Source organism: Desulfosporosinus sp. BICA1-9 (assembly GCF_000802135.1).
Window position 1 is genome coordinate 1 of record NZ_JUEE01000203.1, and the last position, 23,221, is coordinate 23,221.

The 23,221-nt window shown below is 40.1% G+C and carries 24 protein-coding genes and 1 pseudogene; 4 read left to right on the forward strand and 21 right to left on the reverse strand.

Translation table 11 applies throughout. From position 1 onward, the window contains the following. The 3 genes and pseudogenes from JL57_RS35495 to JL57_RS24925 form a co-directional block, all read left to right on the forward strand. Positions 1-144 (forward strand): annotated as a pseudogene (locus tag JL57_RS35495) (IS110 family transposase); the annotation flags it as partial. 685 nt (positions 145-829) lie between these two features. Beyond that, the gene (locus JL57_RS24920; protein WP_291300534.1) at positions 830-2,863 is read left to right on the forward strand and encodes a sigma-54-dependent Fis family transcriptional regulator; all 2,034 of its coding nucleotides are present in this window, start codon (positions 830-832) and stop codon (positions 2,861-2,863) included. Between the two features lie 251 nt (positions 2,864-3,114). Continuing rightward, positions 3,115-3,753: a glucosaminidase domain-containing protein gene (locus JL57_RS24925; protein WP_291300535.1), complete on the forward strand. Its 639-nt coding sequence runs from the start codon at positions 3,115-3,117 to the stop codon at positions 3,751-3,753. On the opposite strand, the gene JL57_RS24930 is transcribed toward JL57_RS24925, so the two are convergent. The 20 genes from JL57_RS24930 to JL57_RS25020 form a co-directional block, all read right to left on the reverse strand. After that, positions 3,708-4,400, reverse strand: a complete 693-nt coding sequence (locus JL57_RS24930; protein WP_034144606.1) for an N-acetylmuramoyl-L-alanine amidase — start codon at positions 4,398-4,400, stop codon at positions 3,708-3,710. The genes JL57_RS24925 and JL57_RS24930 overlap by 46 nt on opposite strands. A gap of 216 nt (positions 4,401-4,616) precedes the next feature. After that, positions 4,617-5,009 carry a nucleotidyltransferase substrate binding protein gene (locus JL57_RS24935; protein ID WP_034144607.1) on the reverse strand — a complete coding sequence of 131 codons (393 nt, stop codon included), beginning with the start codon at positions 5,007-5,009 and terminating at the stop codon, positions 4,617-4,619. Beyond that, positions 5,002-5,283 (reverse strand): nucleotidyltransferase domain-containing protein, encoded by a 282-nt coding sequence (locus JL57_RS24940; RefSeq protein WP_034144608.1) that lies wholly within the window; start codon positions 5,281-5,283, stop codon positions 5,002-5,004. Before JL57_RS24940 ends, JL57_RS24935 begins: the two co-directional genes overlap by 8 nt. A 116-nt stretch (positions 5,284-5,399) precedes the next feature. Continuing rightward, a complete protein-coding gene (locus JL57_RS24945; RefSeq protein WP_034144609.1) occupies positions 5,400-5,681 on the reverse strand; it encodes a phospholipase D-like domain-containing protein in 282 nt (93 codons plus the stop codon). Next, the gene (locus JL57_RS24950; protein ID WP_291300536.1) at positions 5,678-6,010 is read right to left on the reverse strand and encodes a hypothetical protein; all 333 of its coding nucleotides are present in this window, start codon (positions 6,008-6,010) and stop codon (positions 5,678-5,680) included. The genes JL57_RS24945 and JL57_RS24950 overlap by 4 nt, the downstream gene beginning before the upstream one ends. 214 nt (positions 6,011-6,224) lie before the next feature. Beyond that, complete coding sequence (locus JL57_RS36645) at positions 6,225-6,491, reverse strand: STAS domain-containing protein (protein WP_366557093.1); 267 nt, start codon at positions 6,489-6,491, stop codon at positions 6,225-6,227. Next, on the reverse strand, positions 6,464-6,775 hold the full coding sequence (locus JL57_RS36650) for a hypothetical protein (RefSeq protein WP_366557094.1): 312 nt from the start codon (positions 6,773-6,775) through the stop codon (positions 6,464-6,466). Before JL57_RS36650 ends, JL57_RS36645 begins: the two co-directional genes overlap by 28 nt. Positions 6,776-6,837: 62 nt before the next feature. Further along, a complete protein-coding gene (locus JL57_RS36655) occupies positions 6,838-8,013 on the reverse strand; it encodes a SulP family inorganic anion transporter (RefSeq protein ID WP_366557095.1) in 1,176 nt (391 codons plus the stop codon). 247 nt (positions 8,014-8,260) lie between these two features. Then, the gene (locus JL57_RS24960) at positions 8,261-8,863 is read right to left on the reverse strand and encodes a sulfite exporter TauE/SafE family protein (RefSeq protein WP_034144611.1); all 603 of its coding nucleotides are present in this window, start codon (positions 8,861-8,863) and stop codon (positions 8,261-8,263) included. A 382-nt stretch (positions 8,864-9,245) separates the two neighbouring features. Next, entirely contained in the window at positions 9,246-10,154 is a 909-nt protein-coding gene (locus JL57_RS24965; RefSeq protein WP_291300537.1) for a methyl-accepting chemotaxis protein, read from the reverse strand. 53 nt (positions 10,155-10,207) lie between these two features. Then, on the reverse strand, positions 10,208-11,002 hold the full coding sequence (locus tag JL57_RS24970) for a sulfite exporter TauE/SafE family protein (RefSeq protein WP_291300538.1): 795 nt from the start codon (positions 11,000-11,002) through the stop codon (positions 10,208-10,210). Between the two features lie 340 nt (positions 11,003-11,342). Continuing rightward, positions 11,343-12,977, reverse strand: coding sequence for a sodium:solute symporter (locus JL57_RS24975; protein ID WP_034144612.1), 1,635 nt, complete (start codon positions 12,975-12,977; stop codon positions 11,343-11,345). 187 nt (positions 12,978-13,164) lie between these two features. After that, positions 13,165-15,006: an ASKHA domain-containing protein gene (locus tag JL57_RS24985; RefSeq protein WP_034144613.1), complete on the reverse strand. Its 1,842-nt coding sequence runs from the start codon at positions 15,004-15,006 to the stop codon at positions 13,165-13,167. A gap of 20 nt (positions 15,007-15,026) precedes the next feature. Next, positions 15,027-15,695, reverse strand: coding sequence for a DUF1638 domain-containing protein (locus JL57_RS24990; protein WP_034144614.1), 669 nt, complete (start codon positions 15,693-15,695; stop codon positions 15,027-15,029). Positions 15,696-15,777: 82 nt separating this feature from the next. Further along, the gene (locus JL57_RS24995) at positions 15,778-16,638 is read right to left on the reverse strand and encodes a dihydropteroate synthase (protein WP_034144615.1); all 861 of its coding nucleotides are present in this window, start codon (positions 16,636-16,638) and stop codon (positions 15,778-15,780) included. Positions 16,639-16,651: 13 nt separating this feature from the next. Next, complete coding sequence (locus JL57_RS25000; RefSeq protein ID WP_291300539.1) at positions 16,652-17,293, reverse strand: B12-binding domain-containing protein; 642 nt, start codon at positions 17,291-17,293, stop codon at positions 16,652-16,654. Positions 17,294-17,394: 101 nt separating this feature from the next. Then, positions 17,395-18,450 carry a uroporphyrinogen decarboxylase family protein gene (locus JL57_RS25005; RefSeq protein ID WP_034144617.1) on the reverse strand — a complete coding sequence of 352 codons (1,056 nt, stop codon included), beginning with the start codon at positions 18,448-18,450 and terminating at the stop codon, positions 17,395-17,397. A 284-nt stretch (positions 18,451-18,734) separates the two neighbouring features. Continuing rightward, positions 18,735-20,831, reverse strand: coding sequence for a sigma-54-dependent Fis family transcriptional regulator (locus JL57_RS25010; RefSeq protein ID WP_034144618.1), 2,097 nt, complete (start codon positions 20,829-20,831; stop codon positions 18,735-18,737). A 67-nt stretch (positions 20,832-20,898) separates the two neighbouring features. Next, positions 20,899-21,378: an OsmC family protein gene (locus tag JL57_RS25015; RefSeq protein ID WP_034144619.1), complete on the reverse strand. Its 480-nt coding sequence runs from the start codon at positions 21,376-21,378 to the stop codon at positions 20,899-20,901. 457 nt (positions 21,379-21,835) lie between these two features. Further along, complete coding sequence (locus JL57_RS25020; protein ID WP_291300540.1) at positions 21,836-22,612, reverse strand: PilZ domain-containing protein; 777 nt, start codon at positions 22,610-22,612, stop codon at positions 21,836-21,838. On the opposite strand from JL57_RS25020, the gene JL57_RS25025 reads away from it, so the two are divergent. Beyond that, on the forward strand, positions 22,602-22,823 hold the full coding sequence (locus tag JL57_RS25025) for a hypothetical protein (RefSeq protein ID WP_034144621.1): 222 nt from the start codon (positions 22,602-22,604) through the stop codon (positions 22,821-22,823). The genes JL57_RS25020 and JL57_RS25025 overlap by 11 nt on opposite strands. A gap of 62 nt (positions 22,824-22,885) precedes the next feature. Here JL57_RS25025 and JL57_RS25030 read toward each other — a convergent pair. Then, positions 22,886-23,221: helix-turn-helix transcriptional regulator (locus JL57_RS25030; RefSeq protein ID WP_291300541.1), on the reverse strand; the 336-nt coding region annotated here is incomplete at its 5' end.

Genomic DNA, 23,221 nt, shown 5'->3' on the forward strand with positions numbered 1-23,221 from the left:
AAAAAGGTGGCTCTCGTGGCCGTCATGCACAAACTTCTTCACTACATATTTGCTGTTCTTCGTGACCAAAAGCCCTTTGTGATTAAACGACCTGAAGATCATCAAACTTGGAGGACAACAAAGCCTCAACCAGCAGCTGCTTAAAGGAATAGTTTGGATACGACAGAGCCATTCGGATCGTGTCAAAGGTGATGCGAGGGATACCGGAGGGCGTTAGACCGAGGATATGCTCGCCATCATCCTATTGACACGTGCACTACACCCAAACGCTTGAAGACTGCAAAGTCTCTTTTACTCCAGAGAGTTACCCCAAATTGAAAGAGAGTTTGCTTGGCTAGCGCCGAGCGTCCCGTTTCTCTAGGTGGGCTTCCCAAAAATTAACGTTTAGGTCATTGTTCGGATTTTTCAATGGCTTAGTTTGTTATGCCGTATTTTACAAACCGAAAATTAAAAGAAATAATCAGACAAACTCTTGACTTTTATTAGCTGGTCTTGATAATTTGGTTGGGCATTCTCCTATAATGTTAATAGTACTTTTTAGAGATTTATTATTTTAGAAGGAGAATTTTTCCCACCCTTTGCAATCTTTGCATGATCATAATGCAAATCTCATGCCATATTCCGAATATAATAAATATATTATTTATTCAGAAAAATCCCCTTATTTAAAAGCTTGGCTCTACCGAACCAAGCCTTTAATAATTGCCTTATTGGTTGAACTGGTTTATGATAATGGTAAAAACGGGATGAAAAGGTTAATAAGGTCCAATGGGATCGTTTAACAGTAAAGAGATTTATACTGAAATTTTTGAATTTTCAGGAGGTAAGTATGAGTAAAAAAATTATTTTAATTGCTAAAGGAAAGGCCAATGCCCTATTTCTATCCAGCCGTCTTAGTTCCTTTCTCCATAAGGATGTTATATGTCAAGGATTTGACGCAGATGAACTACTTCCTTCCGTCTCAATTTCCGACCTAGTCCTCCTGTCTAGTAAAAGTTTATTTGATCATATAAAGAAGCGATTAACCCCAGGTATAGATATACTTGTTATTCGGCGGGCTATCGATCCGGAACAGATTTCAAAATTATTAAGTCTCAACTCACAACAAAGAATACTGGTAGTAAACACAACAAAGGAAACAGCGGAAGAGGTTATTGAACTATTGTATACAATGGGTTTCGATTACCTATGGTTAATCCCTTATGGTCCAGAAATGGAGATAGTGCCTGATGCAGATTTAGTAATCACTCCCGGAGAAGCTCATTTAGTCCCTGCTGGATTTGAGATTGTGGATATAGGCACAAGAGTTATTGACCTGAGCACATTAATGGAGATTCTAGACCTTTGTGGTCTGATGGAAACAAGCCATGTTATCTCAGCACACTACGTCCGAAGCTTTATTTCATTAAGCAAAAAAATAGAATCAACTCGTCGACAAGTTGAAAACAGTAAATTTATTCTAACTGCTGTCTTAAACCAGATATCTCAGGCGTCTATTGTGGTAAATACAGAGGGTAATATCGTTCAAACTAACAAAAAGGCCCGTGATCTTTGGGGAAACCATCTCAATAATATTTCGGAACTGTTAGACAATAAAACCTATCAATCCCTGAAAAATGATGATATAGATACGCAAGTCATAGAAATCAACGCTCAACTTTTTATTGTCCATAGAACTTCGCTGGATTATGACAATAAGGAGTTGTTACTATTCGAACCTGGGGATGAGATTAATAAGCGAGGACAATATTTGCGTAAAAATATTCGTTCCCGAGGATTTGTAGCTAAATATACTTTTGAGGATATCCTTGGATCAAGCCCCATAATAAGTCAAACTATTGAGATTGCAAAAATTTACGCCCAGAGTAGCTCGCCAGTTCTAATTGAAGGCCCCACTGGTTGCGGCAAAGAACTTTTTGCCCATGCTATTCACGAACACTCGGACAGGACGACTGGGCCATTTGTGGCAGTTAACTGTGGTGCTCTACCCGATACTCTCTTAGAAAGTGAACTTTTCGGATACGAAGAAGGCGCTTTCACCGGAGCTAAAAAAGGTGGCAAACCAGGGATGTTTGAATTAGCTACTGGCGGTACTATTTTTATTGATGAAATCGAAGACCTTCCTCTCCCCGTACAAGTTAAATTGTTAAGAGTTTTTTCTGAACACGAGATAATTAGGGTGGGGGGACAAAATGTGATATCTATCGACGCCCGAATTATCGCTGCTACCAATAGGCATGTGAACGTTCTAGTAACCGAAGGAAAAATCCGTGAAGACCTTCTTTACCGCCTTAACGTTCTGCCCTTATCCGTTCCAGCATTAAAGGAGCGGAAACAAGATATTCCATCATTAGTTGCCTTCTTCGAACAACAGCTCGGAAGACCAAACCTTATCACAAGTAAAGAGCTAGCCCAATTTCAGGAATATGACTGGCCCGGAAATATCCGGGAGCTTAGAAATCGCATCGAATTACTTTGTACTCTTAAGTCTTCAAAAAACACGCAGCTCTACTCGAGCAAGATAAGCGAAAATCCATCACCGACACCAGTTGATTTTCAATCTAATGAATCAATAACTTTAAATAATTCAGAAAGTATTATGATTAATAGTAAGGATTCAAAGATTGATCAATTTGAAGCACAAATTCTCCACACTATAGCTGCATACAACCTCAACGGTATTGGCATTGGACGAAAGCAACTCTCCTTGGTACTTGCAAGCAAATTACTTATTGTTACTGAGGCTACTGTCCGTGGAATTCTACACGGCTTAGAGCACAGAGGTCTTGTAAAGTCCTTTGCCGGCAGGCGCGGAACTTGGCTTACCTCGAGTGGTGAACTTTGGGTAAAGAGCAATGTATAATTATAGTAATAAGGCGAGTCAAAAGACCCGCTTTATTGCTATAAATTGTTGAATGGGAGGAGGTGAGGGGGGGAGGAATAACTGAATAACTTAAAGAAACAAAGGGACAGGTACGTTGTTCCTTCTTCCATTATCTGAAACAACATACCTGTGTGAAGTCTGGATAAGTTCAACCAGACTCCACCTGATGTTGGGTTCCTTTTTATTGTTTTCCCCCTTTAAAGTAATCGGTCGATAGTGGCCAAGCATCAATGGGAGTTGTACAGCGAACAACGGATAATGTAAACATTTTCGAGTATGCAGTGCCTCTGGCAGCTCAGAAAACTCCAATCATGGGCATAGAGACGATCACGATTGAGCAGTGCCGTCAATTTCTGATTAAGCATAATCCCTATGCTCCGGATATTGTTCCCTTCTACAAGAGGCAAGGGGATCGATTGGGAATAAGGTGGGGTTACGCGGTGGCTCAAATGATTAAAGAAACTGGTTGCCTCAAATTCAGTGGAGATGTAAAGGCTGAGCAAAACAACTTTGCCGGAATTGGAGCTGTCGGAGGTGGGTCTCCAGGAGTGTCCTTTTCTACACAGGAAGAAGGGGTGTTGGCCCACTTAGAACATCTATTTGCGTACGCTTCCTTTAAACTGTTGCCCATAGGAATTATAAAGGTGGACCCCCGGTTTGACTTGGTAAAGAGGGGAAGCTGTCCAAACTGGGAAGATCTGAATGGGCATTGGGCAGTGCCTGGGAATGGGTACGGCGAGGGTGTGGTCGAGATCTATGATGAAATTGCTCGGGAACAAATTACTTCCGACAGTGGTGAAACGTCTTTATTAAGAAAGATATTTCAACTTATTGGGGATTCTTTGACTGCCGTGATCGCGCTTTCTTGAGAGCTTAACGCCATGGTCTGCCTAGCATCTAAAATGACACGGAACATGACATTAGGTGATGGCTGGCTTGGAACTGGAACTGGCTCCTTGTATTGAACCCCAAAATAATCACAGATCCCTTTGGCATGGGCTACTGCAAGTGACCGACGATAATTAGGCTCCTTTAACTTTGCTGTATCCTTTACATTATCGATAAAATCGATAAATCCATTTTCGGTTAGAATTGCCGGCATACTTGTTTCCCTAAGCACGAACACATTCTGTGTTTTTACTCCACGATTCGCCCAGCCCCCGACTTGAACAAGATAAGGTAAAACCTTGTTCGCTGCCGTTTCCGCACGTCCACCTCTACCACTAATCAGCACCTCCACTCCTGTACCACCGCCTGCGTTAATGTGCACAGAAATAAACAGATCTGCTTTGGCCTCCTCAGCTATCTTAACTCGAGTAGACAGCTCTCCGTTGAGGTTGTTTAAATAGCCAGGCGTATAATCTCCATCGCGAGTAAGAATGCTATCTATTCCATTGTACTCAAGTATACTTTTAAGTTTAAGGCAAATGTCCAGAGTAAGGTCTTTCTCTTGCAATCCGTTACCGACAGCTCCCGGATCATAACCTCCATGCCCTGGATCGATACATAGTTTCATCTCACCCCCCCTTCTTCCATACTATTCATGGGGGTTGACAAGGTTACTATCCAATTTCAGGCTTTCGTAATATGAATAACAAAAACCCCACACTGCGCAGGGTCTTAGGTTCCATATAAATGCAGACTGGAGTTGTTTTTATCCATAAGAATAATACAGCCAGGAAACTATGATGTTTCCAGCTGTATTTATGTTGACGCGGCTTATTCTGAGCTACTACTTTTGCAATTCTTTCAATAGTAATTCGAATTCTTTTATATAACAACCAGAAATTCTTTCGGCAATTTCCACCGCCATCTCTTCCTTATACATGTGGGAAGTCATATTTCTGTCATTCAACATAAGTAGCCAGTTTTTTTCATCACTAATAAGTTTTTGAGCATATGCCTCTTTAATCACTGCTTTTGGTGAATTAATATCTATTATACCAGTATCCTCAAGGAACACCTTAGTGGTTTTCCATGCAAGCTCATAGGTGAACTCAAATCTCTGAATAACCCCATCACGGACCACATCGCTAACACCTTGCTTATTAAACTCTTTATCTGCTTCTTTAAGCCTTTGAAGTGCATTATTAAAATTACTGAGTTTAGTTTCCAACTTACTCATATATGATTACCCCGTCCCTCTTAATACTTTCCATCAGTTCATCTGTAAAGTTTTCTTGGACAAATACTATATCAATTTTTTTGAGGGTCTCAATTTCATCAACATCATCACGAAGACGAGCTTTATCTAAAGCAGACAAATGGTTTTCAAAAATTGCTATATCATAGTCACTGACAGATGAATAATCCCCTCTTGCACGTGAACCAAATAGAACAATCTTATCAACTTTGTATTGAAGGGAAATCTCTTTTATTTGTTCTAGAACACTATCCATTTTTCACGACTCCAGTTCGCAAGTAGTTCGTAATGCCTCACACCAGTACTAAGATATCTCCAATTATTGGTATTCTCAGCATAACATGCAGGACTGTAATTTGTCCATGCTCATTATTAATTCGTTAGCAACGTTTGGGCTATCAAGCCGCATGATCTTTCTTCCGCACTACCAAAACTCAAAAGATTGATACTTCCATACCACACAATTCTTTGGTCAATCACTGCATATTTCTGATGTATATTCGATTTGAAAACCAAACTTACTCCAGCAACTTTTAATAAGTCCAAGGCACCCTGCAAAGCACTAGTATTCTTGTCTTTGAAATCTCCAATGGGCCGGGTTATTACGATGACTCGCACCTTATTTTCTAAGACAATCTTCAGGTGCTGCATCATTTGTATAGTACGTTTCTTGTAATAAAGGGGCTTACTATCAAAATTTCTCTTGGAGACTTTATAATATCATTAGTATAGACCGATAAAAAATTGCTCTTGTCAAAAATCACATCGATTGACTCTGGTGCACTACTTTCTCCTTTTGCTTTATAACCAATCGTAGAATACCCGTTAAGCCGTTTATGGTACATCCGTTCAATCATCCTTACATGAATATCCACATAATCATAGATTTGTACTTCTTTTTTGTTTGCAAAGAGTCTGCGAAGCCTTCCTGCATATTGTTGCAATGTGCCATAGTTAACACTGTGAATAGCCATGTGCAGCAACTGAACCAACTATCTCCATCATATTTGATCGCATCATCTTGGTAATAAATGTATGAACTGCATTTTTTGTCTCTCTGCTATATTCCACGCTTACAACTACACCTAACTTACCTTTTAAACTAAAGACATCTCTATGCCGAAAACAAAATCTCCTTTCCAGACAGGCGTGACCAAGGGCATTGATAGCCCCATAGTAATCTCTAATCCTCATAGATTACAAGAAAGCCGAATTTTTCGGGCTAGAGTTGTCAACTATATTACACCCTAGAACAGCCCTTGCTCTCTGTAAGGCGTTAGTGGATGAAGCGTAAATTTCATTCTCCGACATAAAGAAGTTATCCGTTCCGACATCCGCAGTTAGATCCGTGTTTTTAAGCATTAACTCAAGCTCCGACTTCACTCCACAAATGATTAGAGTAGAACCTGCTTCTTTTAACATTCTCATAAAAACTTTCAAAGCACCAAGAGCAGCAAAATCCATCTCGTAACATACTTCATTCTTAAGATAAAAATTTTGGATTTATCAACAATGTCAAGAAGTTTAATTTGAAGGTCATCTGCCGAGCCAAAAAATAGATTTCCTTCCAATTGAATAATTAAAATATCTAACTTTTCATTAACTGATTTAACTTCTCGCTCAATGATTTGAGAATCTTTACCATTTTCCGGCACAAGGAGTTTAACAGTTACTTGGTTAGTATCTTTTAGGTATAAAACAATAGATAATACGATCCCTGTAAAGATTGCAAGATCAAGGCGCGGCAATAAAATTGTTGCAAAAATCGTTACCCACAGGGCAATTGAGTCGGATTTAAATTCACCATCTTTTACAATATTTTTAAATTCCTTCTTGTTTTAATCATGTTATAGGCAATGACTAGAATCACCCCTGCTAGGCAAGGATTTGGAATGTATTGCGCATATGGAGCGAAAAATAGAAGAATCAAGGCAACTATCACACCTGACAAGATTCCAGCAATTCTTGTCGCAGCGCCGCTTTGATAATTGAGTGCAGAACGTGTAAAGGAACCAGATCCGGCAAAACACTGGAAGAAGGAAGCACCTACATTAGCTAGACCTTGTCCAATAAATTCTTGGTTTACATCAATCTTCTGTCCTGAGGTGGCAGCAATGGACTTAGCTATTGCAGTGGCTTCTACTAATCCTAGGATAGCTATTGCAATTGCCCCTCCGAAAAGATCTTGCATGGCCACCCAATCAAATTGAACCATCATAAAGGGAGGAAGTGAAGAGGGAATAAAACCTGTGAGTTTAACACCCTTCTGTTCTAATGAAAAAAGGACAATGAACATTATTGGAATCACAATCCCGATTAATGCTCCAGGGAGTTTTTTATTAACTTTGTTACAGATAATGATAATGGCCATTGTCATAACTCCAAGTCCCAGTGCATATAAGTTCACTTGACTTAAATGAGTCATAACGTAATAAAACTTTGCCATTGTTGACATATGTGAAGAATCTTTTATGGATATACTAAGCAATGTACTAAGTTGTCCAAGCCCAATTAAGACACCAGCACCGGCTGTATAACCAATCAATACTGAATAGGAGACAAAATTAATTACTTTACCTAGTTTAATGAGACCAAAAAGTATTCGTAAGATACCAACCATGAAAGTCAGCAGAAATAGCATTTGATACACGTTATCTTGCCCCATATATATACTCATGGTGCTTGCTATTAGCAAAGCTATAGCATTAGTCGGCCCCGCTATAACATGGTCTGAACTTCCAAAAACTGAGGAGATGATAGTTGATACTATAGCCGTATATAGCCCATATATAGGATTAACACCTGCTATCAATGCGTAAGCCATAGACTGCGGAATTGCAACTACAGCCACTGTCATAGCTGTCATCAAGTCTTTATAAAAATATTCTTTTTTATAATTTCGGATAGTTCCTATTAAGGGTATATATTTTCTCACCATTCGCATAGTACCCTCAAGATGAGCCTTCTCGATTTCTTCCTGAAACAAGCCGCCCGGATTACTCCGTTTTCGTCCCCCACCATGTTGAAATCGTGTTAGGTTCAAAATAATCCCCCCTTTTAGCCTTAATAGCTAAGTCATAAATTAGAAGCGTTATACGTGAATCATCACATACAGAATGTAAGACTATGCCCTTCTAAGGAGATGTTAGTTGGGTCGATTTTGAATAGTTTTTTCTGGCGGTACATCCCATAGAATTCTATAAAATCACAAGGAATTTTTCGTTCTGAATACTTTAAAAAATTATAATTAATAAGTAAATACCCGTGAAAAATAATAATGTGTAAATTATCTTTTCAAAAAGTTGCTGATTTAATCGTGTAAATACCCATTGTCCTAAATAAATTCCCATTACAGCAAAGGGCAAAGCCCATAAAGTTGATATCCAAACGCCCTTTGAAATGCTATACATTGAGAATTGGAGTAAAAGGCTGATCGGCAAAACAAACACGAAATAGGCTAAAGCAGTACCACGAAGAGTAGATTTATCAACCTTTGCCCCAGCAAAATATATCAACAATGGCGGCCCAGGCATACCTAAGCTTGTAGTAAGCAACTCAGACAATGCCCCTGTTATTAGTTCCTTGGTGTTAGTTTGTTTCACATTAATTTTAGCTACTAATAAAGCTGTTGAGGAAAGGATTAGGAAACTTACTAAAATCTTTAATATTCGTACATCAAGAAAGATGAAAAGTATGATATTTAACTGAATTGCATCATGAGGATCAAAAAGTAAAAGTAGAAACGGCGTTGCCATTATTGAGAATCCAAAACCAGTTCCTGCTTGCAACGTTGATGCTACTAATACTAGTACGATTAAACCAAATATGCTACTCATTCTAAATTCCCTCCAAACCTCATTTACATTTTATTATATAATTTATGTGCTCTCTGCCATCATTTGTAGTCACGATCAGAGCTGAATATTGATGTCAGAACCCATACCCCGGCTGCCTTTGTAGTGCATTTAACCATTTCTTCCCACAAAGCTTCGGCCTTCCCCAATGCGACAATGGGTCGGCGCAACGCAGAATTTCCTTCATAAGATTCTGAAGAGGAGCCATCTCGGGGCTACAGTATTCGTTAATCCTTCTGACCTCAATATTTGCTTGCCACACCGTCTGTTCCGACCCTCTATTCTCTGTGTAATATAGGCCGCCGTGGCTTTTTCGTCCGGGCGCACCACGGTTCGTTACCTCTCCGTGTTCCGAATAAGCTAGTTAATTTTCTCTAGAAAGCGCTTCTGCCATATTCGCAAGGTCTATACTTAACTCAGATAAATTCTCTATAGCTGTTGTAAACTGTGATAAATGAGCAGCTTGTTGACCTGCAACCTGATCTAATTCCGTTGCCGATGTTGCAATTTGGGCGATAGCTTGAGAAAATTCCTCTATGATAACTTTAATCTCTGTAATAGAACTTGCACTTTGCTCTGCAAGCTTTCTTATTTCCAGAGCTACGATCGAAAATCCCTTGCCTTCCGCACCTGCCCGTGCAGCTTCTATGGCTGAATTTATCCCCAATATTTTACTTCGATCGCTGATACTTTTGACTGTCTGTACAATCTTGTCTGTTTCCTTAACACCTTCTTGCGATGTTTGGGCAATAGCTGCAAATTGTTGACTTGTTGCACTAAGCTCTTCACCCTGGGCTGTAAGTTCTTGGATAGTTGCAGTGAGCGTAGAGAGTGTTTCAGAAATTTGCCGGGACATAGCCCGTAAATTTTCTTTGTGTTCCATAGACTGTTGTACCGCTATCCCACCTATAACCTTCCCTTCGTCTCCAAGAATCGGGATAGATATGGCTATATATGGAATGCCGAATGATTCTTTATCCACTACTTTTAGAACTCGCCTAGCCTCTTTCATAGCCTCTTGAATCGGCAATTGAGGCGGAATAGTATCGCCTGGTTTGATCTTAATATCTAGCTTATCTCCTGCCAGATAAATTAAAAATTTTTCTCTATCTGCGATGGCTATTCCCAGGTCTTCCACTGTTAACTGTCTTAACAAAGGCGCTAGGCTAATCAAATACTGTAAACGCCAATCAATCTTGCCTTCCCAGATTTTTAAAGTCTCTTTCGTGCACCGTATATGTCTCTCATACTTATCTGTAGCTCTATTCTCCACTATAGTTCCTCTCTTTCACATAGAATAGAAGTTCGTGGTGATTTCTTCCCGTATTAATGAATTACATCTAACCATATTTTTAAAGATGATAAAGCAATAATTAGTGTCATAATCCAGTGCAACAGTTTTATCGGAGCGCGATGTGACACCCGTGAACCTAATTGTGCAGCTGGTACAGATCCTAACACCAATGTCGCCGCAACCAGCCAAAGCATCTGTCCACTGGCAATCTTACCCACGGCACTTGTAAAAGCCGTCATTAAAACTATACCCAAAGTTGAACCAATGGTAATACGCATAGGTATTTTTAGAATATAAATACAAACTGGAACAAAGATAAAAGCCCCCGGCGCACCTATCATCCCCCCAATAAAACCGATTATTGTAGCTAATAAAGCCGCCAGTACACGATTAAACTGAACTTTATCGACATTTAACATTCCCTGACTTTGGTCAGTATCATGTTCTTTTTTGGGTATTAACATTAATAAAGTAGCTAAGGTAGAAATACCAGCAAACATTGCTAACAAGAAATCTGCATTGACATATTTTGAAAAGAGAGCTCCCAGAAAACCAGCAGTAGCAGCCGGGATACCCATAGTCAACAAAACGGGTATGCTGACCGCTCCCCTTTTTCGATGGGCTATAACAGCAGAAGTCGCACTGACAAAGACCTGTAGGGTACTGACGGCCGCTACACTTTTCATGTCCAAGGTTGGAAAATGGAGTAATGGGGGTACATAAAGCAGCAAAGGCACCATTAATATAGCCCCACCCAAACCCAATAAACCTGAAAAAAATCCGCCCATCAATCCTAGTATTAGTAGTACTAGCAAATAAATTAACACGTTAAACCCCTCTACTCTAATAATATTTTAATAGCCTCTTCTTGAAAAAACAGTATAATAATTCTCAAGGAAAGGCTCTTACAATAGTTGCAAGAGCCTTTAAGTCCATTTAACCTGAGCCTCTGGCATGATGTAATGTGATGCTCCGAATATAGTTTGCCTGTATTTAAGTCAATGGCGGTCTTCTATTTTACGCTTGTTACATTTTAGTAACTTTTGTTACCTTTATACTCACTTGTATTAACTACTCTGCTGTTCATATGTACATAAGCTGGCAACGTTTGAAGCATTACCAGCTTCTGCGGCTTAAGCCTAAAGGTCATATTCAACGTTGTAAGATTTAAGCAACTTCTTTTCCGGTCGATGTAACACCCGATTTTATAGGTACTACATAGATCATTACAATTACAAAAATGGCAGCTACAATGAGGAAGAGGTTTAATCCGATCAACCCTTTCTGGAAGAGCCAGCTAAATTGGGTTAATGCTATAAAGCCCAGTAAAAACATGGCTGCCGTAGAGACAAGCCCTAAAATCTTTCTGCCGGATGACTGATCAAATTTAATTTTCCACTGTCCGGCATTGTCCACCATTGAAACTACCACCATCAATAAGATATTAAAGGTCATACCGATAAACACAGGATGAATATTAAAGAAAAAGTTGACTGGATCCCAACCACCTAGGGCATACCATGATAATCCAGAAATAAATCCTCCGAACAGAGCAGCTATTGCTCCACGACGTGTAGCCAGAGGCCAAGCCAAAGCCACAACAACTGGAGCGAACGTCGATCCGTTCCGTAACGTCCATGCTAAAATATTCCACCAGGAAGCGTTTTCGCTACGCATTAGACCTAATAAAATCATTTCTAAGGTTAGCGCAACCAATGCATACTTTGTGTAAAGAACTTTGCGTTCATCACTTAAGGACGGGTTAATGGCACCCATTACGTCACGCCCAAGGCTTGTCGCACCGGAGAATTGGCAAGGCGCACCCCACCCCAACGCTGCAGCCCAAATTCCAAGGAAGAACACGCCTACCAATGGAGCTGGTAATACTTGAGCCAGATATTGCGGTATGGCAATCATGCCACGAGCTCCGCCTGGCACAACTGCAGCAGCTGACAAACCAAACAATACACCGAACGCAATGAAGAAAATATTTGCTCCAAAGGCCATTAATAAGCCTTTTCTACCTTCCTCAGGAGTACGACAGGATAAGGCCATCTGAAATGCTGCTTGGGCTACAAACACATTGATCAAAAATGTAGCAAACCAAGCAATGATCACTTGCAAACCTACATTTGTTGGGGAAAACATGGCAGGTTTGGCGGTTGCTAACACGGCTAATCCGTCGAAACCAGGTTCTATAAAGAAGGCAATACCCCCAACGATAAACATTGCTGCAAACGCAAAACTATTTGCTGTTTGAGTAAGAACAATTGACCACATCCCACCTGCTTGAAGAAAAATCAGTAACGTTATCCCTGTAATCGCAATGGAAAAGGGAAGCGATAAAGGGGTAAATACATGAAGAGCAGAAGCAAAAGCAAGGGCGGTTGCTATTGACCACATGGGAAAGGTAAAGGCCGTAATCGCACCGCTCACACCCAGTGCCAGTCGCCCGAATTTATCCCCTATTAATCCAGAAACAGTCACCATTTTCAGTCTACGAAGATTGGCAATTAATAACAGAGCAATGATTAAGACATGAACCATTTCAGCCGCGCCATACCAAGCGGCTGAAATACCCACTTTATATGACAATTCTAAAACAACAATAAATGAAGAACCCGAAAACAAGCCCGTAATACATACGAAAACCATCCAAGGTTTAAAGCTGCGGCCTCCAACCCAAAAACTATCCCCACCCTCACCAGATTCGGCTTTCTTTTTGGCATATCTGCTTAGTACAATAAGGACAGCCGTATAGGTTAACCACAATCCTACAATCCATGCTCCGAATGAATTCATCAGTGCGCCTCCTTCACCTTAATAATACGTAATAAATCTCCTTGGGAATTATTCCGCGGTGGATGGGATTTGAAATGTCCCCGCTTGTCAAGACACAATTTTGAAATTTTAAGATAAACTGCCTTTCTCGCAATCGGGTATTCTATTCTCGTTAGGTGAGAGCCTTCACCTCCTTTCATTTTTACCTCTATCCTTCACATTCACCGAAAAACATGGCATTAGTAAACTCTTCCGTAAAATCACTTCGATCCGAAAGCTCAATATATTTAATATTTTTAACTACGGAATTCACAATCTCTTCGGTATCTGCACGCAATAGATTAATTTGTGCCCCGACATGTGCTGTATTACCTGCATATTCTACTTTGCTCAGAGATATAGTGGCCGGGATTAGACCCACTACTTGAGCATTCTTTTTATTAAGTACATTGCCAAAGGAACCTGCTAAGTTAAACAGCTCAACATCTTCCATCTTTATGCCCATTTCCTTGATCATAATTCGAATTCCGGCCAGTATGGCACCTTTAGCTAACTGGACTTGGCGAATATCCCTTTGTGTGAGACTTACCTTTTGAAATTCACTATTTTCAACTATGACAAATTCGTCACCATCGTCATTTTCTCGCAAACTTTCCGCCAAAGTATCCCCCACGATCGGGATTGCTTCCTTACGGGTTAATAGACGTCCGCTACAATCGATAATTCCAATACTTAGCAGCTCGGCAATGACATCCACTAAACCCGACCCGCATAAGCCCAATGCTGGAACCTGTCCGATAACATGATAGTGCAACTTCCCGTCTTCCAGCCAAACCCGATCGATTGCTCCCGTTTCCGCACGCATGCCGCAGCAAATGTTGGCACCTTCAAAAGCTGGTCCTGCCGCAGCTGAACACGCATATAAAGAGCCTTGAGCCGCTAAGACAATTTCGGCATTGGTTCCAACATCAATCAAGACGCATGGAGCATCATACTTATAAGCACCCGTAGCCAGTACTCCTGCCACAATATCTGCTCCTACATACCCTGCCACATGGGGTAAAAAGACTGTTTGGCCTCTGTCATTGATTTTGATACCTAAATCTGTGGAATCAAAACTAAGTCCTGTATAGAGAGTTCCCACGAAGGGCGGTGCGGCAATATACTTGGCAGGAAGTCCAAGCAACAAGTGCTGCATAGTTGTATTTCCAACCACACTAAGCAAATAAATATCCGCCCTATTTATTCCTGCTTTTGATATTACTTCATCGATTAAGGTATTAACTTGATCGATAATTAAGTTTTGTAATTTTTCCAAGTTACCGCCCGTTAGAGAAAAGTCGATACGAGAAATCACATCGGCTCCATAGGTTCTCTGTGGGTTGAACGCTGATGCAGCTGTGATTTCTTGTCCATCAAATAGATCATGCAAACTGCATATTACCGTTGTGGTTCCAATGTCTATCGCACAACCATACCCTACGGTTGTTGTGTCTCCTGCTTCGACTGAAATCACTTTTCCTCTGTAAGTCACGACAGTAATTTCAAAGTCGTTTTCCCTCATTAATTCCGGTAGTTTCCTCAACAAGGTTAAGTCTAATTCTTGTTGAGGATCAGGTAACAGCTCTGCCACTCTATCCCAATCAGCCCGTTGATCTGTCATAGTTGGTGGGGGGACTTTAAGAAAGTGCTTAATAATCGTTGGTTGAATTTCTATGGCACTTTTGGGCCGTGATAACAAGGCTTTAATTAGCTTACCTGCTGATTGACCGGGCACTTCAATAACCATATCTTGTACAATAAGCGTTTGACAAGCTAATCTCCAGCCTTGGTCCAACTTAGCATCGATAATCTTTTCCTTTTCAACGATTGTCGGGATTCCCGAATAATCATGGCAAAGGATTAAACATTTCCCACAGGTTCCACGCCGTCCGCAAGGGGTGGGCTCAATGTCAACCCTCGCTAAGTCCGCTGCTTCAACCACACTGGTACCTGCTGGAACAAAAACTTCTAAGTTTTGAGGTAGAAATTTAATTTTGAAACTTTGCACTTAGCACCTCCAATGGGTTATTAGGTTCCGCAGGTAAACATGCTACTTTGAATCGAGATACCTGGTTCAACAATTATCTTGGAGTTTGATTCTATATCCTCAAACAAGCTAGCCAACCAATCTATTGAGCCCTCAACCTCTTCATAGTTCAAGCCAAAAAACTTACTAATCTTTTGGACATAAACCTTGTCCGCAGGATAGCTGGCCATATCATTATTGATCAGAATAAACGTTTCATAGTTCTTAATCATTTCTTTGGTAGCCCAATAAGCTGTTTCATGATCAAACAACTCCAAGCAACGTTGATATTCTTTCCATCCATCGCTCCCAAAGCCAATCCACCCCGAGCTGAGAAAATAACTTGTCGTTCTATTAAGCTGGCATTTACCGAAATGACGAAGACCAAGTAAAACGGCTATGCAATCCTCACTATTGGGGATGATAATTTTACTCCGGCTGGACTTTACTCCCGCAACACCATTGCCACACAAACCGTAACCTAAATAGATGCAGTCTAGATCTCCTTGTTCCTCAAGGAGATCTATCCGCTTTTGCAGTTCAACTTTTAGTTGATCAGGGGTACGATGCAATTCCTGAGGTAAAAAGATACAGTCCTCTAGGGGTATTTTTAAACCCCTAAGGAATTCTTCTTTAAAAACTTCACAGGCAATAATTTTTCCTTTTTGCACTTTACCCCCACTCCTGCTCTATAAGAAATTAAGAAATATATAATTTATAGGCTTACTACGCCAATCGAGCAAGGTCTCTAAACTAATCTTGTGGTTCAGAGTACAGTCGATATTCTGCCAAGTAGTTCATAGACCACTCATCTCGTCCTAAGAGAAGATCAGAGGTTTTAACCGTTCGCCGCATTCCCTCTGCCGTCGGATCCATAATTATACAGGTTAGGCCGGCCCTTAAGGCCATAGCAAGCATCGTTTTAGTAATACTATTTCGATCTGGTAAACCAAATGAAACATTGCTAATTCCCAAAATAATATTAGTACCTAGTTCCTCCACGATCCTTTCAATGGTTTTCAGGGTAATAGCGGCAGCATTATGATCTGAACTCACCGTCATAGTCAAGCAATCGATTATTATATTGGATCGTTCAATTCCTAGCTTTTCTGCACGTTCAACAATTTTCAGGGCGATCGCTAATCTTTTTTCAGGATCATTGGGAATACCAGTGTCATCCATGAGTAAGCCAACAACCGCTGCTCCATATTCCTTAATCAGAGGCAGCACACTCTCAAGAGATTTTTCCTCACCCGTTACTGAGTTAACCAAGGCTTTCCCTTCATATACTTTTAGCGCTGCTGCCAAAGCAACCGGATTAGCCGAATCTATACACAGAGGTACATTAACGGTTTCAGACACTATTTTGATGACTTCCGGTAACATAGCAACCTCATCAATGCCTGCAACTCCTACATTTACGTCTAACATATCTGCGCCCTGCTCGACCTGAGCGATTGCCTCGCTTCTTACATAATCATAGTCTTTAGCCAAAAGCGCCTGACCAAATTTCTTTTTCCCTGTGGGATTGATCCGTTCACCAATAATAACTGCAGGCAAATCCCTACCGATGGTGACTATTGTTTTCTTGCTGCGAACCTCGGTATGAAACATTATTTTTCCTCCTTTAAGCTACGCCAATCAATTTCTTAGCTGCATCAACTGCTGCTGTAGCATCTTTACCGAACCCGTCACCGCCAATTTGCAGGACCCACTCTTCAGTTACTGGTGCTCCACCCACCATAATCTTAACTTGATCACGCAGACCGGCATCTATAATCGCTTTAATGGTCGTCTCTACACTAGGCAAAGTCGACGTTATTAGGCTCGACATCGCTATAATATTGGGTTGATATTCTTTGATTGCCTCGACAAACTTCTCCGGGTCAACATTAACCCCTAAGTTTATTACTTCAAACCCTGCACCCTCAAACATCATAGCAACAAGGTTTTTGCCGATATCATGAAGGTCATCCTTAACTGTCCCCAGTACAATTTTACCTAATGGCACTGCCTTTGCTGCAGCCAAAATAGGCTTTAATATATCTAGTCCTGCATGAGTACATCGAGCAGAAATAAGTACTTCCGGTACGTAAATCTTATTTAACTTAAATTTCTCGCCAATAACCGCCATGCCAGCGATTAATCCCTCACTTAAAATCACCTGTGGATCGATTCCTTCGTCTAAAGCTTGTTGGCAAAACTCTTTAGTTTTTGCAGGCTTGTAAGTAATAATTGAATTTTTAATATCTTCTAATACGGACATCATGCTTCCCCCTCATTCAAAATATCTCTTAGTTGTGTGTACTTGATGTGAAAAACTAACAACCATCACTCGACTGCAAAGGGTGAGAACTCCTAATACAGAGACTATTTCCCTTCGGCAATCTTTGCTGCACTGTAACTTTTTGCAGTATTTATCATAACGCGAACATTTTCATCCGGTGTCCCATAATCAAGACCTACTGCATCAATGGAGAGCAATTCGTAAGGACCACCAGTGTCGATGAGACGTTTGACATCTTGCTCAATTTCTTCAGCTGTACATTGGAGCATACGGACAGGGCAAATCCTAGCATTTATAAAGACAGTAGGCATCAGTTCTCTCACCCGACGCAGGTCAGTCAAAGGCCCCACTTCAATAAATTGCATATTTTTGATTTTACTGTAGCCTTCTATTACATTATCAACAGATCCGCAATGGTGAATACCAAAAGGTTGTAACGCATTGGCAAGCTTCATTTCATATGGCAAAATAAATTCCTCATAGGATTCATTAGAGATTTGCGCTGTAGTACAATTCGGAGTAATATACATTTCTGGTGGAGCCATAGGGGTAACGGATGATGCTAATGTACCAGTACGGCTTTTAACATAATTGGCTAATGGAATAATTGTTTCCAAGCAAAGATTCATTACCTTGTGTGCCACATCTGGATTCTCATAAAAATCCATGTACAGTTCATCACCACGCAGTTTTAAGGCCAAGTTCTGAATGCCACATGTATTAATATTTCCTGTAACCCGCCCGTATTTTTTCTCTAAATAATCCATTTGTCTGATGATTTCAGTCATGGGATGAGTGTTCAGTATATCGGGTACAACGAGATTATTTATTGTTTCTTCAGACATGTTAGCCGGAATAGCCCACGGCAAAGCATCATCGAAGAACGTGGTTTCACAACCGAACAATTCAGGTACCAAAGCCATACCGTAATCGACAAAAGGATTTGGTTGGGGATCAGGGTTTCCTAGCCCTAGATCTCCAAAGCGCTCATGTAGTAACTTCTGTTGCTTCATTGCGACCTCAATGCGGTAGTCAGGGTCATAGTAGTACTGTTTACCGTAAGAAATACCATAATTCTTATGCCACCAGTTGGGATAAAAACCGACGCTAACCCGAATGTGCTGCATATCTGTGGTCATGTTAATAAGCTCCCTTCTTTACATCAGATCAGATTTTCTTGAGTTTAGCATTATAGGAAAAGGTTGAGGACCTGTTCCTGATTTATATGCAAAACTTATGCCAATCCCGATATGTTTGATAAGAGTAACTTTTCTGATAATTTTAATTATAAAACAAGGATGAATGGAATATTTCTGTTCCATTCATCCTTGTTTTATTTCAAATGACATTAGGGATTAGGCAAAAAGCTCATTTTCTGCAATTGGAACACATTTGTTCCAATTGGAACTTCGCAGTGCCACTATTATAGCAGCTCATATTGTTTTCCTTTCCGCAACACAGTAGTATGAGTTATCCCTAGGAGTAAAGCTATTTTTCTACTGCTTTTCTCAGTTCCTAGTGCTTTTCGCAACAATTCCTTTTCCATCAACTGAACGCCCTCGTTTAATGGGATAATTCCTCTAACGGTTACTTCAACCTCAGCCTTTCCATTATTCCCTACATTCAAATTTTCTGGTAAGTGGTTAACCTCTATTGAATCACCTTGACTTAGAATGACCGCTCTTTCTATAACATTTTCCAATTCACGAATATTTCCTGGCCAATCATAACTCTCAAATATTTTATAAACTTGTTGAGTAATTTTTTTTTGTTTGTTGTATTTAGAACAATACTTGCTCAAAAAATATTCACTTAAAGGTAAAATATCCTCTTTACGCTCGCGCAAAGGAGGAATTTTAATTTGTACAACATTCAAACGATAGAATAAATCCTCGCGAAAGGTTTTTTTCTTGACCATTTCCTCCAGATTACGATTAGTAGCTGCGATAATGCGTACATCAAGGTTAATAGGCTTTATGCCACCAATACGACAAATAACCTTTTCCTGAATAACTCTTAAAAGCTTAACTTGTAAATTCAAAGGAAGTTCTCCGATCTCATCAAGGAAGATATTCCCACCATTGGCCGCTTCCATTAAGCCTATTTTCCCCTCTTTACTAGCTCCAGTAAAGGCACCTTTTTCATAACCAAAAAGTTCAGATTCTATGAGATTTTCCGGTATTGCTCCACAGTTAATTGCGATAAACGGACCATTCTCCTTTCCGCTTAGCCTGTGAATCCGTTTAGCAGCTACTTCCTTACCCACCCCTGATTCTCCGGTAATCAGAACTGTCGATTCAACTTGCGATACACGTACCATTAGCTCTAGAACAGGCTCCATCGCAGGACTCTTGGTTATTAAATCTTCTTTTAATAACTTTCCTCTTAACTCTACTAACTCGACTGAACAACGTAATCTCTCTTCCTTCGCTTGTTCTACTTGAAACTTAAGACGTTGCAATTCTGTCATATCCCTCATATTAAATATGACCTGTATTACCTTTCCATCCGGAGCAAAACGAGGATTACCGGTAATAATGATCTCCTGTCCATCGACCTTCGTGTAACCTTCGGTGAGAGTTTTCTTCTGCTGGATGATTTTAATAGTCATTTCATCCAAATAACCAGCAACTTCAGATTCAATATCACTTAATATACAATTCTGGCTATAATCTGTCAGGTTAAAAAGCTGCAAAGCACTCTTATTAACCCTTAGAACTACTCTTTCAGGATTAACAACCAGCATTCCGTCATAGGAACACTCGATGATATTATCCAACTCAACTTTTAATTCCCTGACCCTCGATAATTCTAGAGTTAAGTTATCCATTTCCGATAAATCTTGCAATACGACAACCGTACCTGTTATGTTGCCATTTACAAATATAGGCGTCGCATTCCCTATTACCCGCTTGTTGTTAACCTCCAATCTAAAGCCAAACCGTGCTTGACCGTCAGCAATAACTTCCTTCCATATCCACTGAGGTAGAAGTCCTTCATAGCACTGCTCAGTTGCTTCCTGACTACTAAGCCCTAAGAGAATCTCTGCTCCTTTATTAAAAAGGTATACAGAACCCGTTTTATCGAAAGCAATAATTGCATGACTAACTGACTGCAACACAACTCTAAGTTCATTTCTAGTTTCTTCCCAAGCCAAGTTAACCTTTTTAATTAGCTCTACTCGGGACAGAATTCCCGTTAATTTCATATTTTGATCCAAAACAAGCATGCGTTCCATATCCTGAGTGCAAGTGTTTGCTATTTCCTCAAAGTCAGAATTTTCTTCCACTGTTGCTGGCGGATCATCCATGAATTCCTCTACTTTTGCTGTTGGGGAATAGCCAGATAAAAAACATCCCAATACCTTAGAAATCGTAATAATCCCAACAATGTCATCGTTCACCCCCACAACAGGCGCACAATTAACATCGTGGTCTAGATAAATTCTGCTTGCATCAGCAAGACTTTGATCAGATCTAACTGTGTAAGGGTTACAAACCATTACATTTTTAACCTTCATTGCAACTTCCTCCTTTCATAAGATTTTCATCCTATACCAGTCCATCCACGCTGGAGCACCCTGCGCTCTAAGCTCCAGAATTCTTGTCCGGACTCTTTTCCACTGCTTCCACACACACATATTTATAGACCCTACCATTAATTTCAATAGAATAGGAGATTTCCGCTACTTTTCTTAGCATATTCGACACAGAGCAATAAACCTGCTCAGCCATTTGTAGAGCTTTATTCACCTTTTCTGCTGAAATGTTCTCCCCGCTTAACCGATATACCACATGAATATCGCTAAACACCTTGGGGTGTTCTTCAACTCTAGTCCCATTAACTTCAACGTCTAAACGATTGTATACGACTCTCATTTTATTGAGAATATGACCTAACTCGATACCTGTACACCCGCCAAGAGACATTAACATTAATTCCATCGGTCTTACGCCTTCATTTTTCCCACCATAAATCGCTGACGCGTCCATAGGTATTTTAAAGCCACTATCATCGGTACCTACAAATTTCATATTTCCTTCCCAAGTAATGTTTACTTGTGACATAAAACAATCTCTCCTTTTTTAAACTATACCTGCTTAACTTTCATAACTTCTCCTCTTATCTGAGAAATTCGTTAATTTCCTAATTATAATCCTCGGACTCTTAGATGGCAATGAACAAGGCAAAATGAAAGACAGCACTCAACATAATACCAGTTACCTTCTTGCCACACGATTGTAACTGTCTCATTTGGTCCTACAGAACTGCTCTCCGACGGATACAAACTGTTGCTTGTACCGCCGACCTTCAAATTCATAAGCTAGGATTTCCTGATATCGTCCCTAGATGGCAGTATACGCGTGAACATTAGCTCGGTCTCGACAACGAACAGTGGCGTGAGCTATAAGATTACTGTGCCGCTGACAGCGGGTCATACTTATACCGTCACAGCAGTGAACTCGTTCAACTAAAGTTGAACATCGAGACTTCGGTAACGAAAGCCTCTAGTCGATGGTTAGACTATTGCTTAATCGGAAATTTAAGATCATTAATACTCGTATAATTGGGAACTAATTGCTGTTTATTAAAGGCGTCTCTTGGCAAATTAACAAATAAGAAATATAAAAGCCTATTTTGTTCCTTTTGGGCAAACGGTTGAAATGTCAGTCCAAGTTTACGGAAACCATTTGGTTGCAATACACTAGAGTCTAAAATACATTCAGCCTTCAAAGGTCCATCTGGAAGCTCTAGAATAATAGATATTTTATCATCATCGAATTGATAATTATCGAAAATAGTGATACACACCCCGTGTCGTGAGATGTCACACGTTGTTGTAGTGACCCATTCAGAATCCCTCACTTTAATCTGCAGTCTTACTTTTACTGGAAAACGATATTTTTGTCTATAGTAGTGTCGATTAATGATGTAAAGTATCGTGACTACTAACATAACGACATTATAGATTGACCAAAATATAGCAACGTAGATACTGATCGATTCCGCATCATAGAAACTTTTCCAGATTAGATTTGAGACTGCAATTGAAATTGATAAAAGAATAATACCAATTAAAAGAATGTGTAGTAATAATTCACGTCGATCCTTTCGAATAATCGATTCATCCGCTTTTTTCGGAGTTACGCGAAAAACTAGATCCCGCGGCCAAAAAAGGGACAAGGATGCTTTGATAAACGTAAACATTTTCAACATATTGTATCTCTCAGTATCTATATAGCGGAAGAAACCTCGCCCTAAGGCAATATTCGCTAAGGAGCTGAGTAAAATGAACGGCAACCAATGGAAAATAAAATCTAAACTGCTGGCCCGAATCGGCAATATACCCGTTAGCAAGATAATAATCGGTGTAAGTAGTGTCGGAAAAGTAGCCAACAGTCAGGTGGGTGTTTTCGTCGGCTATTCCGGCCCTAAAGGCTATGGTTTGATTTCAGCACGGCTGTTCATGCCCGAAAAATGGTTTGACGAAGAGCATAAACAATTAAACTGATCTGCTAGGAGAATCGATGATGATTTTTACACATTAGATGAAGCATAAACATTTCTTTTAGTTTACCTTTTTGACTCCTCCATCGTATTTGTCTTAAAAAACTTAAATGCCCTGTAAAATTGTAAAACTTTTGCTACTAAATATTGGTCTTGAAGCCACGGCTTTCTTTCTTGTTTAGAATAATCAAACGTGGTTTCTAATTTAGTCGCATTTATTTTCATTCGAAAAGTATTTACTAAACTCTCTGAGTCTATGTCAAGGAAACGAGCATAAGACCGTAAAAATCCTACCGTGTAAACCTCACCAGGAAGAACGCAGTAGTCCTCTTCTTCTAATGCTTGTAGGTATTTGCAACGAATTTTAGTGAATTCTTCAACATCTTTCAGTTCCATTCCTTT

Coding starts and splice junctions, on each gene's coding strand:
- JL57_RS24920 (WP_291300534.1), top strand. CDS start 830: ATGAGTAAAAAAATTATTTTAATTGCTAAAGGAAAGGCCAATGCCCTA.
- JL57_RS24925 (WP_291300535.1), top strand. CDS start 3,115: ATGGGAGTTGTACAGCGAACAACGGATAATGTAAACATTTTCGAGTAT.
- JL57_RS24930 (WP_034144606.1), bottom strand. CDS start 4,400: ATGAAACTATGTATCGATCCAGGGCATGGAGGTTATGATCCGGGAGCT.
- JL57_RS24935 (WP_034144607.1), bottom strand. CDS start 5,009: ATGAGTAAGTTGGAAACTAAACTCAGTAATTTTAATAATGCACTTCAA.
- JL57_RS24940 (WP_034144608.1), bottom strand. CDS start 5,283: ATGGATAGTGTTCTAGAACAAATAAAAGAGATTTCCCTTCAATACAAA.
- JL57_RS24945 (WP_034144609.1), bottom strand. CDS start 5,681: ATGATGCAGCACCTGAAGATTGTCTTAGAAAATAAGGTGCGAGTCATC.
- JL57_RS36645 (WP_366557093.1), bottom strand. CDS start 6,491: ATGGATTTTGCTGCTCTTGGTGCTTTGAAAGTTTTTATGAGAATGTTA.
- JL57_RS24960 (WP_034144611.1), bottom strand. CDS start 8,863: ATGAGTAGCATATTTGGTTTAATCGTACTAGTATTAGTAGCATCAACG.
- JL57_RS24975 (WP_034144612.1), bottom strand. CDS start 12,977: ATGAATTCATTCGGAGCATGGATTGTAGGATTGTGGTTAACCTATACG.
- JL57_RS24995 (WP_034144615.1), bottom strand. CDS start 16,638: ATGTTTCATACCGAGGTTCGCAGCAAGAAAACAATAGTCACCATCGGT.
- JL57_RS25000 (WP_291300539.1), bottom strand. CDS start 17,293: ATGATGTCCGTATTAGAAGATATTAAAAATTCAATTATTACTTACAAG.
- JL57_RS25005 (WP_034144617.1), bottom strand. CDS start 18,450: ATGACCACAGATATGCAGCACATTCGGGTTAGCGTCGGTTTTTATCCC.
- JL57_RS25010 (WP_034144618.1), bottom strand. CDS start 20,831: ATGAAGGTTAAAAATGTAATGGTTTGTAACCCTTACACAGTTAGATCT.
- JL57_RS25015 (WP_034144619.1), bottom strand. CDS start 21,378: ATGTCACAAGTAAACATTACTTGGGAAGGAAATATGAAATTTGTAGGT.
- JL57_RS25025 (WP_034144621.1), top strand. CDS start 22,602: ATGAACGGCAACCAATGGAAAATAAAATCTAAACTGCTGGCCCGAATC.